We start from the raw sequence: 12482 nt of genomic DNA, 5'->3' as shown, positions 1-12482 counted from the left end.
TTCACCCGGCTTAACCCGAATGATTGGATGGCGTCGTCTACCTGAGCGAGTGAACCTTTCGCCCCAGGAGACCGCCATCATGTCCGACCTCACCACCCTGATCCGCCAACCCCTGCTCGCCGGTTTCAGCGCCGGCCTTGCCCTGGCGCTGGCCGCCTGCAGTGCCGCCAATAACGACGCCCCTAGCGACGCCGAGAAAAAAGCCGCGGCCAAGCCGGTCGAGCCGGTCGTGCAGCAGCACGTGCTGCATGAGGAAGTCGATGCCAATGCGGCCTATCGCGCGCCGGCCAAGATCAAGGCCGAAGCGGCCAGCGTCACCGGCGCCATGGAGGCGCGCAAGATGATGCCGCAGAGCATGCCGATGATCGCGCCGGCGCCGCTGGCTGACAGTGCCCAGTTCGGCTATCAGGACGTGTACCGCGAGCAGTACCAGAAAGTTGCCGACAACCCGGTGCATGCCGTGGCCGAGCAACCGGTGTCGACCTTCAGCATCGACGTCGACACCGGCAGCTACGCCAACGTGCGGCGCTTCCTCAACGACGGCAGCCTGCCGCCCAAGGACGCGGTGCGCCTGGAGGAGCTGGTCAACTACTTCCCCTATGCCTACCCGCAACCCAAGGGCGACACCCCATTCGGCGTCGGCACCGAGCTGGCCACCTCACCGTGGAACCCGCAGACCCGCCTGCTACGGGTGGCGATCAAGGCTTCTGATGTGAGCGCCGCCGAGCTGCCGCCGGCCAACTTGGTGTTCCTGGTCGACGTGTCCGGCTCCATGGATCGCCGCGAAGGCCTGCCGATGGTGCAGAGCACCCTGAAACTGCTGGTCGACCAGTTGCGCCCGCAGGACCGCGTGGCCCTGGTCACCTATGCCGGCAATGCCAGCGTGGTGCTGGAATCCACCGCAGGCAGCGAGAAGGCCAAGATCCGCGCGGCCATCGACCAGCTCAGCGCCGGTGGCTCCACTGCTGGCGAATCGGGTATCCAGCTGGCTTACCAGGAGGCGCAGAAGGGCCTGCTCAAGGACGGTATCAACCGCATCCTGCTGGCCACCGACGGTGACTTCAACGTCGGCATCAGCGACTTTGAGACTCTCAAGCAGCTGGCCGCCGACAAGCGAAAGACGGGCGTGTCGCTGACCACCCTGGGCTTCGGCACCGACAACTACAACGAGCAGTTGATGGAGCAGCTGGCCGACGCCGGCGATGGCAATTACGCCTACATCGACAACCTGCGCGAGGCGCGCAAGGTGCTGGTGGATCAGCTCAGCTCGACCCTGGCCGTGGTGGCCAAGGACGTGAAGATCCAGGTCGAGTTCAACCCGGCCGAGGTCAGCGAGTACCGCCTGCTGGGTTACGAGAACCGCGCGCTGAAGCGCGAGGACTTCAGCAACGACAAGATCGACGCCGGCGAGATCGGTGCCGGGCACACGGTCACCGCGCTGTATGAAATCGTCCCGGTCGGCGCCGAGGGCTGGCTGGAGCCGCTGCGCTACGCCGAGGCTGGCAAGGGCGCGGGCAAACCCGGCGAGATCGCCTGGCTGCGCCTGCGCTACAAGGCGCCAGAGGGTGGCAGCAGCAAACTGGTCGAGGTGCCGATCGACAAGGGCGAGCGTGTCACCCCGATCGCCCAGGCCAGCGAGGACCTGCGCTTCGCCGCCGCCGTGGCTGCTTTCGCTCAGCAGCTCAAGGAGGGCAAATACACCGGCGAGTTCGGCCTGGCGGATAGCGCCAAGCTGGCCCGTGGCGCCAAGGGCGAGGACCGCTACGGCCTGCGTGCCGAGTTCGTGCAACTGGTGGAGCTTGCGCAAAGCCTGCAAACTCCGCAAAACGTTCAAGTCAGGATCGACTAATTGAACCAACCCCTCAGAGACGATGACGCCGCCTTGTTGCGGCGTTATCGCCAAGGTGATGCCGGGGCCTTTGCGCAGCTGTACGAGCGCCATCGCCTCGGCCTGTTTCGTTTCCTGCTGGGCCTGTGTGGCGACCATGCCCTGGCCGAGGAGGTGTTCCAGGACACCTGGATGAGCCTGATCCGCAGCGCCAGCGAGCAACGCGAGGCGGTGCTGTTCAAGACCTGGCTGTACCAGATCGCGCGTAACCGCCTGATCGACCACTGGCGCAAGTCCGGTCGCCACCAGGGAAAGCTCGATGAGTACGACGAGCAGCAGCACGCCAGCGCCGATCCGGGCCCCGGACCCGAGCAGCAACTGCTGCTCAGTCGTGACCAGGAGCGCCTGCAGGCGGCCCTGGCCGATTTGCCCGAGGAGCAGCGCGAGGTGTTCCTGCTGCGCGCCCATGGTGATCTGGAACTGCACGAGATTGCCGACCTCACCCAGACCCCGGCGGAAACCGTGAAGAGTCGTCTGCGTTACGCGTTGAACAAGTTGCGTCGGCTGCTGGCCGATCCGGCTTCGGCCGAGGAGGTATCCGCATGAGCCCCCAAGACAAAGATCTGCAGCAGGAACAGCAACTGCTGCAGCACTACCGCCAGCACAGCCAGGGCGAGCCCTCTGCCGCCGTGGATGCGCTGATCCTTGCCGCCGCCCGCCAGGCCGTCGCCCCAGCCACGCCCAGCGCTGCCCAGCGCCTGCATGGCTGGCTGTTCGGCCGTGGCAGCCGTACCCGCTGGTCGGTGGCATTTGCCGGCCTGGCCACCCTGGGCATCAGCCTGAGCCTGACCTGGCGCACCCAGGAACAGGCGCCCACTGCCTACGATATGCCTGCGCCGGTCGCTGCCGAGGCGCCGGCAGCACCCATGCTGGGTGAAATGGCGCCGAAGGTGGCCCGCGAGGCTCACCAACCGTTTGCCGAGGTGGAGAAGAAAAAAGCCCAGGCGGCGAGCAAGAAGGCCGAGGCGGCCGAGTCCATTGGTGGAGCGGTCGACCGCAACGCGTCCTATGGGGCCGCTGCGTCGGCCAACGTCCTGCAGCGTCAGGCGGCACCGGCCAAACCCGCCGCAGCGCCGCCGGCCGAGGCACTGAGCGATGTAGCTGCCGCTGAAGACCTGGCCGGGCCGGCAGCTCCGCTGACCGAGGCAGAGGCCCGCGCCCGTGCGGCGGCCAAGGCCAAGGCGATGGCAGTGGCCCAGGCCAAAGCCCGGGCTCAGGAGGCTCAGGCGCAGGCGCGTGCGCAGACGGTGACTCCGGGTCAGGCCTCGGTGCTGGCCGAGGAAGTGTCCGCACTGGAGCCGCGTCTGCGCGATGTCCTGCGCCTGCGCGCGGAAGGCCGGCAGGACGAGGCCGATAAATTGCTGCAGACCTTGCGCCCGGAGTATCCGCAGCTGGACCTGGATGCCGAGCTGAAGCGCCTGGAGGCCGAGTCGGAAAAGCCGGCCAGTTCCCGCTAGTGGCGCTGGCGTACGGCTAAAATGCGGCTCCCGCGAAGCGCAAGGAGCCGCGCCGTGTCGTACCAAGAAACCTCGGAAGAGGCCAAGGCATCGCTGAGCAAGATCGTTCTGATGTTGCTCTGGGAACTGGCCAAACTGATCGTGCCGATTGCCGCCGTGGCCCTGCTGCATCCTCTGGCGGCGCTGGCTGTGGTGCTGTCGTTCGGCCTGCTGACCGGCCTGTGCGCCTGGCTCAAGTGGCCGAAAACCGCCAAGGCGCTGAGCTGGTTGCTGACTGCCGCGGTCATCGGCTTGAGCTTTGCCGTGTTCAGCTGGATGTCCAGTTGGTGGGGTATTCCGGTCTGCGTCATTCTCCTGCTGATCGGCATGGCCTGTGTGAGCAGCTACGAGCGCTACCTGGGGCTGGCCAAGGCCAAGCCGCAGCCGATCGAGGCGCCCGCGCAGCGCGGGGGCAGCGCCTGGCACGGCGATGACCTGCTGACGCCGGAGGGCGAGCCGGTGCGTTGTCTGTCCATGGGCGAGATCGCCATGGGTGGCCCAACCTACGGCACCTACCTGTTTCCCGATGGTGTGCTGCTCGACGGCCTCGGCTCTTCTGTGCGCTTTTCCAGCAGCGGCCGCTACTTCGCCGCGCCCTTGCCGAGCCGCGAGGGCTGGGGTCTGCTGATCCTCGATCGCCAGGAAAAGCGCGTGTACCGCAACGCCGAGATCGGCGAGTTCTGGGAAATCGACGAGTTCACCGACCAGGCCATCAGCGGTCGGCACAGCCCGCTGGTGGGCAACCAGGGCTATCGCATGCCACTGGCCGACCTGCTGGCGCAAAGCACGGGCGTCGACCTGGTGGCGGTGCGCGACCTGTGGCTGGAGCCGGGCTGGCACCAAGCGTCGGCGGACAAGGCGTTCCCCGCACCGGCAGGCGAGCATCGCCTGCGTGGCATCAGCCACCTGCCGGACAACCTGCGCGAGCTGGACGACCCCACCGAACTGCTGCGTTACCCGGCGCTGCGCCTGGAGATCGATGGCGCGCTGAGCGAACTGCTGATCGATGCCAACGAGCAGCCGCTGTGGCGTGCCGATGGCCAGGCTCTGGTCTGCCACGCCATCACCCTGGCTGCCATCCGGCGCTGGCCGCGCGAGCTGTGGCTGTGGCAGGCCGACCAGGGTTGGCGGCAACTGCCAGCCGGCTGGGTTCAGGCCGCAGACGAGCCGGATCTGTCCTGGGATGCGCTTGTACGTCTGGACCAGGATCAGCTGCAATTGGCCGGCACCTTCAACGCGCCCTATCTCGATCACCTGCATTTTGGCTACTGGCTGCACAGCACCTGCAGCGACATCGAGATCGGCGTGGGCCACGATGCCGAAGGCCGCATTCTGCTCGGCGAGTACCGCCGTAGCCGCCTGACCTTGCTGCAGGCGCTGGCCGGGCAGGGTGTGCGCGGTGAAGCGGGGTTGTTGAGCCAGCCGCTGCTCGGCGACGTGGCCGCGCGCTTCGACTGGCGCCGCGACAGCCAGGATGGTCGCCTGGGCGCCTATGCCTGCCGCATCGGCGACTGGCAGCTGGAAGGCGAGTGGCTGCTCGATCACCGGGTTTCCGATTGCGGTCGTTACCTGGCCCTGCTGGCCTTTGCCGAGGCGCCGGCGGTGCCGCATCGGGTCTATGTGGCCGATCTGCAGCAGCGCCGCCTGCTGGCTTACGCCGGGCAGCCGCTGGTGGCGCGCCTGCTGGATTTCCGCGGCGGTGTGCTACGCCTGGCCGAGGTGCTCGGGCGCCTGGGCCGGGATGAGCGCGATACGCCGCTGCGCCGTTTCGACCAGGCCGCCCCGGCCGCCGAGCGCGCCGCGCGCTTTGTCGAAGGGGACGACAGCACGCGGCCCTACTACCAGCCACTCGCTCTGCGCGTTGCTGAACAGGATCTGCAGGCGCTGCCGAACTGGCGCCTGGTCGAGCGAGCGCAGGTGGCCAATGGCGATGGCGACTTCGTTCTGCCGGCGCCAGGCGGCGGTGATGCGGCCTGGTTGTTCGGCGCACAGAGCGAGTTTTGCGACCACTACCTGCGCGAGCGCCATCCGCGCGGTGGCGGCTGTTTACTGACTGCTTCCGGCCTAGGCCTGGCCAATCTGGGGCCGTCGCTGATCTGGTCGGAGGATGGCCGCTACCTGGCCCTGACCCGCTATATCCGGCGCATGGAGGCCAGCGAGCAGGTCGACACCGATCAATGGCACCTGCTGTTGCTCGATGTACAGCAGCGCACCCTGCGCGATACGGCCAGCCATATCGGCTGCATGCCGCAGTTCCTGCGCTTCGACGCCAGCGGCATCGAGCTGCGGGTGCTGCCCAGCGACTGGGAACACGAAGACTCGGCTGGCGAATGGCAGGCGCGGCATATCGACCTGAGCCAGCTGCTGGCGTTGTCCACGGTCCAGTTCGAAGCGCGTGGCGCGTTGTGGCTGCCCCCCGAGGAATTGGTGCGGGCCGGCCAGTGGCAGCGCCTGGATGGCAGCCATCTGCAAGCCTGGCGCTGAGAGCCTGTCTCGGATCTGCTGCGCGTCGGAAAAACTGCGTTGATAGTGGCTTCGGAGGACGCCTGCGGCCAACGCCCTTCAGGGCGGCCCCGAAGGGGTGAGCGGAGCAAGTCATGCTCATTTACAACTTGTAAACTCCGCTTCCTCAGCCACCATCGCCTTGTTTTTCTCTAGCTCGCTAGATCTGAAACAGACTCTCGGCTGAAACATCAGGGCAAGGCGCTCTGCTTGCCATAACGCCGGGCAGGGGGGAGCATAAGGCGTCCTGTTTCGATCCTGCCTGCCATGACAGCTTTTCGTATCACTGCTCTGGTGCTGGCGCTGGGCCTGCTCGCGGCCTGCGACGAACCACCCAAGCCCCCCGCGCCGCTGCCGACCCCGCCGCGCACCGAGGCAGCGCCCGTTCCGGCGAGCGAGCCGCCGGCCCGTGTGCCGGCAGAGCCAGTCGTCACTCCAGTCGTCACTGAGGCGGCTGCCAGCAAGCCGGCCGTCAGCGCCAAACCTGCTGCAACGTCCAGCCAGCCGCAAAAGAATCAGCCCGTTCGCGCCAAGGTGCCGCCGCCAGCGGTCGCCAAAGCGCGGCCGGTCAAACCCCAGCCATTGCCACCGGCCAAACTCGATCTGCGTCTGCCCGCCGAACTGGTCGAGCAGATGGAGCTGGGCGAGCCGCTCCAGGAGTTGCCGGAGCAGCCTTTGCTGCCGCCGCTGTTCGGGGAAAAACCGACCGAGCCGGGACCGTTCCAGCTCAATGGCCGTTTGATCACCAACGACCAAAGCGAGGACTACTGGGATTCGGTGGAAGGCGCCGAGCTGCAGTTCGAGTTTCGTAACTAGTCAGGGCTGGGCGTTCTGGCGCCAAAGCTGCGCCCAGTTTTCAGCCCAGCAGCAGCGATGGTCATAACCCGCCAGCATCCGGACCTGAGCACGATGGCCGGGCGGATAGCCAGCGACGAAGGCCTCGACCAGCCGTGGTGGAATCACCCGATCCTGCTCGCCCAGCAGATGAATTTGTTCAACACCTGCCAGGTGTGGACGCAGCGTCGCCGGGTTGAGTGAGTCCTGCAGCGGCGTGACCCGGTGATGACGAGTCCAGGCGAGATGATCGAGATTGCCGGCGACCGTGACCACGCGCGCCACATCCTCGCGCCGCGCTGCCAGCAGCAGGGCCAGGGCGCCGCCGCCGGAATAGCCGACCAGTACCAGGCGCTGCGCGCCGGCCCGTACCTTCAACTGGTCGGCAGCCTGGTCGAGGCTGTGCACCACTTCTTCGGCGAAGCGTGCTTGCGTCCAGTAGCGTTTCTGACAGGGCGGGCGTTCGCCATCCAGATATTGGCAGGGCCGGCCCAGGTAGGCGGCATGGCCGTCTGGCTGCGCCAGGGCCAGGCGCAGGGCCAGGGGATCGAGCGGGGTCGGGTCGGGGGAGGGCTGGCGGGCGTTGAGCCAGGCGAAGCCATCGCCTTCCAGATAGATCGTCAGCTCCTCGCTGGCGCTTGCGGCCCGTGGCACATAGGCCTGCAGCCGAAAGGCCCCGGCCTGCAGCTCAAGACTCTGCCAGTGCTGTCCTTGCGCCAGGGCGGCGGCCTGCTGGCGGCGCTCGTCGGGGCTGGGGAAAGAAGCGCAGGCTGCCAGCAGTGCTAGGCCGAACAGCGGCAGGAGATGGCTTAGTCGCATGTGCGGATGAACTCCTCAAACTTGCCGCCCGGACCATGGGGAAGGGTATCGACGAAGTAGCGGAAGTCGAGCCTGAACAGCTAATCCAGCGACTCTTGGATAATACGCGCCAGCATCAGGCGTACCTCGGTGGTGTCGGGAGCATGCTGCACCACTTGGTACAGCTGCACCAGTGCCACGCCGCAGTAACGGTCGACTAGGTCCATAGCCGTGCGCGGGCCGTTTCGCGCGCCCCCACAGAGGATTTCTCCGATGCTACGGTTCTGCCACCGCGCGGGCAGCCCCCATCATGCTGGCGGAGGAGATGCAGCAGGTTATGCGGAAGAATGGGGTAGATCAGCCGCTAGTGTGGATCGGTCACCGCCCGCTTGCGGCCAGGGTGGCGGTGTCCAGGCCCTAGGCATGTATGCCTGGGGCTGGTGCAGCGATTAGCGAGCACGCACACGCTTGTCTGTTCCACAGGTACTATCGTGGGTGTCTGGCGCAGATCAGTGCCGAGTTGCATGGCGAAGAGGTATGGGTGGCGCCGGGGCTAGCTGTTTCCGCCTGAGCCGGTGTTTGTTGTGCTCACAAGCCGAGAACGAGTCGCTATCTGTTGCGCAGCCGGCGCGTTGATTGGGGAGAAATCAAAGATGATGCTGCGCATTCCGCAGGTCCTGAGCGAGCAGCAACTCGGCGAGTTTCGCCAGGTGTTGCTGCAGGCGCGTTGGATGGATGGTCGGACAACGGCCGGGCACCAGGCCATCCGGGTCAAGGACAACCTGCAGCTGCCGGTCGATGCGCCTGAGGCCAAGGCCCTGGGTCAGGTCATTTTGCAGGCGCTGGAGCGCAATCCGCTGTTCGTCTCGGCAGCGTTGCCGAAAAAAATTCTCACACCGCGCTTCAACTGCTACCAGGGCGGCCAGTCCTATGGTGCGCACGTCGACAATGCCGTGTCTGGCGAGCAGGGAGAGCGCATGCGCACCGATCTGTCTGCCACCCTGTTCCTCAGTGCGCCAGGGGAGTACGACGGCGGTGAACTACTGGTGGACGACACCTACGGCAGCCACAGCGTCAAGCTGGCGGCAGGCGACCTGATTCTCTATCCGGCAAGCAGCCTGCACCGTGTTACGCCGGTGACGCGTGGGGCGCGGATCGCGGCTTTTTTCTGGATTCAGAGCATGGTGCGCGACGATGCCGAGCGCAGTCTGCTGTTTCAGCTGGACAACAGCGTGCAGCAGCTCAACCGCGAACTGGGTGGCGGTCATGCCAGCTGCGTGCAGCTGGCTGGGGTCTACCACAATTTGCTGCGGCGCTGGGCCGAGGTCTGATAGGGGCAGCTGACCGCGCAAAGCAAAAGGCCACGACATGAGTCGTGGCCTTTTGCATTCACATGGCGCTGTTTAGAAGGCCCAGCGCGCCTTCAGGGATGCACCTTGGTTGGTGAAGTCGCTGCGCGCTTCGGCGTCGTAGCGCAGGCTGACTTCGGTACCGCCCGCAAGGGTGTGGTTCAGGCCCAGGCCGGCGCGGGCCACCCAGGGTTCCATGTCCATGCCCGGAGTCTTGAAGGCGGCGCTGGATGCGCCGGCGTAGGTGGAGGTGATGGAGCTGTCCTCGTCGATCACATCGTAACCGGCGCCGAGGTTGGCACTGAGCACGGTGGCCTCGGAGAGGGCGTAGTCGAGCTTGCCATCGACACTCAGCAGCAGCTCCTCGGCGTCGTTGCTGTCGACATCGAGGTTCAGCGCACCGGCGCCTTTCTCGTGGTAGGACTCGGTGCCGATCCAAGTGTAGTCGGCGCGGGCCGAGGGCACGAAGGTCAGCTGTTCGTTCAGGCGCAGGTTGTGGCCGATGCCGACGCCAGCGTGGAAGTTGTAGCCGTCGTAGTCAGCCTTGGCGGTGGCATCGGCGAACGGCATGTGGCGCTTGCCCTCGGTACGGTTCTGGCCGCCGTCGAGCTGGAAGTTCAGCTCGGTGTCGGCAGACAGGGCATAGCTGCCGTAGCCGATCAGCTGGAAGGTGTCGATATCGGCGCTTTGCGGGGCAATGTTCGAGTCGTTGTCCAGATTGGTCTGGGCGTAGGCAAAAGCCAGGCCGAGGCGGGTGGTTTCAGATACCGCCGCATCGGTACCGATGGCCAGGCCCTGAGTATCGGCATCGAAGCCGGAGATACCGTCGCGCTCGTCCTGGTCAGCCCAGGAACCGAAGGTTTTGATCCACAGGTTTTTTTCGGAGAGTGGCGCATCGCCGGAGGACAGACCGCTGTTATCACCCTGACGGGCTTGGATCACGCGGTTGATGCCGCTCAGCGTGTTGCCGATGGCATTGCTGGTATTGCCGGCGACGGTGGGCAGGGTCTGGGTGACAGCGTCGGAGACTTCCTGCTCGCTGCTCAGGCCAACGAAGTGGCTGGCCAGCTCGCCATTCGGGTCATTGGCGATGACCTGATCCAGCACTTGGGCGGCGCCGATGGCCGGATTGTTGCCCAGGCTGGTAACGATGTCTTCCACCAGACCGCTGCTCGGTTCGTGCGGTTGCGTGGCGGCGGCCAGGGTCAGATCGACAGTATTGCCATCCTTGATCGCACCGAAGTCGAACAGGATTGAGTTGTCGCTGACCCGGAAGGCACCGTCGCTGCTCAGGGTGGTGGCGCTGAGCACATCCTGCAGGGTGGTGGCGCTGAAGCTGTAGTTGGGGTTGGCCACATTCACCGCGATCTGGGTACCACTGCCAAACGTGGCCGTGCCGTTGACCACCAGCTTGCCGTAGGAGCTGTCGTCGGCGACGTCGATCTGCAGCACGCCACTGGTGGCTTGTGCGAAGTTGCCGTTGATCCTGCCGGTGGTGCCGGCAGCCATACTCAGGGTGCCAGCGTTGTTGAAGCCGCCGAAAACGGTAATGCCATCGGCATCGATATAGTTGGTGATGGAGCTGGTGCGGGTGCCGGCGCCCATCTGCAGGGTGGCGCCTTGCTCAATATTGAACATCTGCACGGCAATGGCGTTTTCATTGGTGAAGACAGCGCCGGACTTGAGGGTGAGCACACTGTGCTCGGCATAAACGTCACCAACCAGGCGTGCCTCGGTGCCCGTGATGTTGATGGCGAAAAAGTTACCAAAGCTGCCAGGCTCATCGACGAGGGAGAAGAGGTCGCCAGAGATTACGCCACTGTTATTGAGCTCATCGATGATGCTGGCACCAATACTGCTGATACCCACCTGGCTACCTGTGATGATGCCACTGTTGTTGAGCACGTTGATATCGGCACCGCCCGCCAGAGCAATGCCACCGCCACCGTTGTTGCTGATACCGCTGATGGTACCGCTGTTAGTGAGGGTGCCGAGATCCACATCACCCTCCGCGTAGATGCCGATTTGGCCAGTGATGGTGCCGGCATTGCTGATGCTGTCGACGGCCAGGGAATAGACGTGGCCGTCCAGCGTAATGCCGGCGTACGAGCCCTCGATGATGCCGGTAGCGAGGTTGCTGACGCTGGTGCCGCTTTCCGCGAGTTCACCGGCAAACAGCAGAATGGCGGAGCCGTCGGTTTCATCGCTGCCGCCGATATTGATGATGCTGCCGGCGTTGCTGATGGTGCCGAAGCTCTGGAAGGCGTAGACGGCAGGGGCGCCTGATTCGGTGATGCTACCGGTACTGGTGACCGTCACGCTGCTGCCATCAGGCAGGTCGCACTGAGAGGTCTCGGCGCTGCTGATGGTTGTACTGGCCCCGAAGCAAGTGCCGACGGCCTGTGCGCCACTGGCCAGCAGGCTCAGGCCCAGCCCTGCGAGAATCTGTGCACCGCCACTGCGTTTGCCGCGTGCGCTGGTGTGTTCGTCGACCACGACGAAGGCGTTACGGACGTGACTCCAGACGATGCGAAAGGCTTTGTTCATGGTTTCCCCAGAAAGACCGGGCGAGAGCCGGACGATAATGCAGCGGACATGGTTTATTGTTTTCGACACAGCCTGCTAGCGATTGTCGCCAGCCAGTCGAGTACTGGCATTGTGCCTGAGTTGGATCGCAGCTGTGACTAGGGGTTTTTACCGATGATCGGCGCGCCAGCACAGTGCTGGCGCCCGGTAATGCTGGAGCTCAGTCGACAAACAGATCGGTCATCAGCTTGCCGGCCGGGTCGTAGCGGTAGTGCTCGAAGTCGCTCTGGCCCTGCTCGCGCAGAATTTCCTCGTCAATCAGCAGGCGGCCGCTGATGGTGCGCTCGCTGCTCGACAAGATGGCGCAGGCGGCGTCGGCCATGATTGCTGGCAGGCGCGCGGCCTTCATCACCGCCGGGCCGCCGGCTTCGAATTCGATGGCGGCGGTGGCGATCACGGTTTTCGGCCATAGCGAGTTGACGCTGATGCCGTACTTGCGGAATTCCTCGTGCATGCCCAAGGTCAGCATGCTCATGCCGTACTTGGTGGTGGTGTAGGGGCCGTAGTTGGCGAACCACTTGGGGTCGAGGTTGATCGGCGGACTGAGGCTGAGGATGTGGCCCTTGCTCTGTTTAAGGTAGGGCAGGGCGGCCTGGCTGCAGACCATCACCGCGCGGCTGTTGATCTGGTACATCAGGTCGAAGCGCTTGGGCTGCAGGTGTTCGACACCCACCAGTTTGATCGCCCCGGCGTTGTTGATCAGCGCGTCGATGCCGCCGAAGTGGGCGGCGGCCTGGGCCATGGCGGCTTTCACTGCCTCCTCGTCGCGTACGTCCAGTTGCAGGGCCAGGGCCTTGCCGCCGGCGGCCTCGACCTCGGCGGCCACCGAATGGATGGTGCCCGGCAGCTTGGCGTGGGCTTCGGCGCTCTTGGCGGCGATGACGATATTGGCGCCCTGGGCGGCGGCCTTGAGGGCGATCTCGCGGCCGATGCCACGGCTGGCGCCAGTGATGAACAGGGTTTTGCCTTGCAGGGACATGCTCGTGCTCCGTGGCTGGTTGTTCTTGTAGGGTGGATGGCGCTCTGTTC

General features: G+C 65.2%; 10 protein-coding genes. 6 read left to right on the top strand and 4 right to left on the bottom strand.

Annotated elements, in window-relative coordinates:
- Positions 1-79: 79 nt before the first annotated feature.
- From HNE05_RS12430 to HNE05_RS12410, 5 genes are all read left to right on the top strand, one after another.
- Positions 80-1849, top strand: coding sequence for a vWA domain-containing protein (locus tag HNE05_RS12430; RefSeq protein WP_173207637.1), 1770 nt, complete (start codon positions 80-82; stop codon positions 1847-1849).
- Positions 1850-2434, top strand: a complete 585-nt coding sequence (locus tag HNE05_RS12425) for an RNA polymerase sigma factor (RefSeq protein ID WP_173207634.1) — start codon at positions 1850-1852, stop codon at positions 2432-2434.
- Complete coding sequence (locus tag HNE05_RS12420) at positions 2431-3345, top strand: hypothetical protein (protein WP_173207631.1); 915 nt, start codon at positions 2431-2433, stop codon at positions 3343-3345. Before HNE05_RS12425 ends, HNE05_RS12420 begins: the two co-directional genes overlap by 4 nt.
- Positions 3346-3399: 54 nt before the next feature.
- Positions 3400-5868 (top strand): hypothetical protein, encoded by a 2469-nt coding sequence (locus HNE05_RS12415; RefSeq protein ID WP_173207628.1) that lies wholly within the window; start codon positions 3400-3402, stop codon positions 5866-5868.
- 285 nt (positions 5869-6153) lie between these two features.
- The gene (locus HNE05_RS12410) at positions 6154-6702 is read left to right on the top strand and encodes a hypothetical protein (protein WP_240008755.1); all 549 of its coding nucleotides are present in this window, start codon (positions 6154-6156) and stop codon (positions 6700-6702) included.
- Here HNE05_RS12410 and HNE05_RS12405 read toward each other — a convergent pair whose 3' ends face one another.
- Together HNE05_RS12405 and HNE05_RS20575 are read right to left on the bottom strand one after the other, a co-directional pair.
- On the bottom strand, positions 6703-7539 hold the full coding sequence (locus tag HNE05_RS12405) for a dienelactone hydrolase family protein (RefSeq protein WP_173207625.1): 837 nt from the start codon (positions 7537-7539) through the stop codon (positions 6703-6705).
- Positions 7540-7619: 80 nt separating this feature from the next.
- Positions 7620-7745, bottom strand: a complete 126-nt coding sequence (locus HNE05_RS20575; RefSeq protein ID WP_275678491.1) for a hypothetical protein — start codon at positions 7743-7745, stop codon at positions 7620-7622.
- 426 nt (positions 7746-8171) lie between these two features.
- On the opposite strand from HNE05_RS20575, the gene HNE05_RS12400 reads away from it, so the two are divergent.
- Complete coding sequence (locus HNE05_RS12400; protein WP_173207622.1) at positions 8172-8849, top strand: Fe2+-dependent dioxygenase; 678 nt, start codon at positions 8172-8174, stop codon at positions 8847-8849.
- A gap of 72 nt (positions 8850-8921) precedes the next feature.
- Here HNE05_RS12400 and HNE05_RS12395 read toward each other — a convergent pair whose 3' ends face one another.
- Positions 8922-11414: an autotransporter domain-containing protein gene (locus HNE05_RS12395; protein WP_173207619.1), complete on the bottom strand. Its 2493-nt coding sequence runs from the start codon at positions 11412-11414 to the stop codon at positions 8922-8924.
- Positions 11415-11613: 199 nt separating this feature from the next.
- Positions 11614-12432, bottom strand: a complete 819-nt coding sequence (locus HNE05_RS12390; RefSeq protein WP_173207616.1) for an SDR family oxidoreductase — start codon at positions 12430-12432, stop codon at positions 11614-11616.
- Positions 12433-12482 lie beyond the last annotated feature (50 nt).

The sequence above is a fragment of the Pseudomonas campi genome, assembly GCF_013200955.2.
GTDB lineage: Bacteria > Pseudomonadota > Gammaproteobacteria > Pseudomonadales > Pseudomonadaceae > Aquipseudomonas > Aquipseudomonas campi.
The sequence above is the reverse complement of the archived record's forward strand: the minus strand, read 5'-3'. Positions and strand labels throughout refer to the sequence as shown.

Excerpts from the sequence above, each read along its gene's own strand:
- HNE05_RS12390 (WP_173207616.1), bottom strand. The coding sequence starts at position 12,432 with ATGTCCCTGCAAGGCAAAACCCTGTTCATCACTGGCGCCAGCCGTGGC.
- HNE05_RS12420 (WP_173207631.1), top strand. The coding sequence starts at position 2,431 with ATGAGCCCCCAAGACAAAGATCTGCAGCAGGAACAGCAACTGCTGCAG.
- HNE05_RS20575 (WP_275678491.1), bottom strand. The coding sequence starts at position 7,745 with ATGGACCTAGTCGACCGTTACTGCGGCGTGGCACTGGTGCAGCTGTAC.
- HNE05_RS12395 (WP_173207619.1), bottom strand. The coding sequence starts at position 11,414 with ATGAACAAAGCCTTTCGCATCGTCTGGAGTCACGTCCGTAACGCCTTC.
- HNE05_RS12405 (WP_173207625.1), bottom strand. The coding sequence starts at position 7,539 with ATGCGACTAAGCCATCTCCTGCCGCTGTTCGGCCTAGCACTGCTGGCA.
- HNE05_RS12410 (WP_240008755.1), top strand. The coding sequence starts at position 6,154 with ATGACAGCTTTTCGTATCACTGCTCTGGTGCTGGCGCTGGGCCTGCTC.
- HNE05_RS12430 (WP_173207637.1), top strand. The coding sequence starts at position 80 with ATGTCCGACCTCACCACCCTGATCCGCCAACCCCTGCTCGCCGGTTTC.
- HNE05_RS12400 (WP_173207622.1), top strand. The coding sequence starts at position 8,172 with ATGATGCTGCGCATTCCGCAGGTCCTGAGCGAGCAGCAACTCGGCGAG.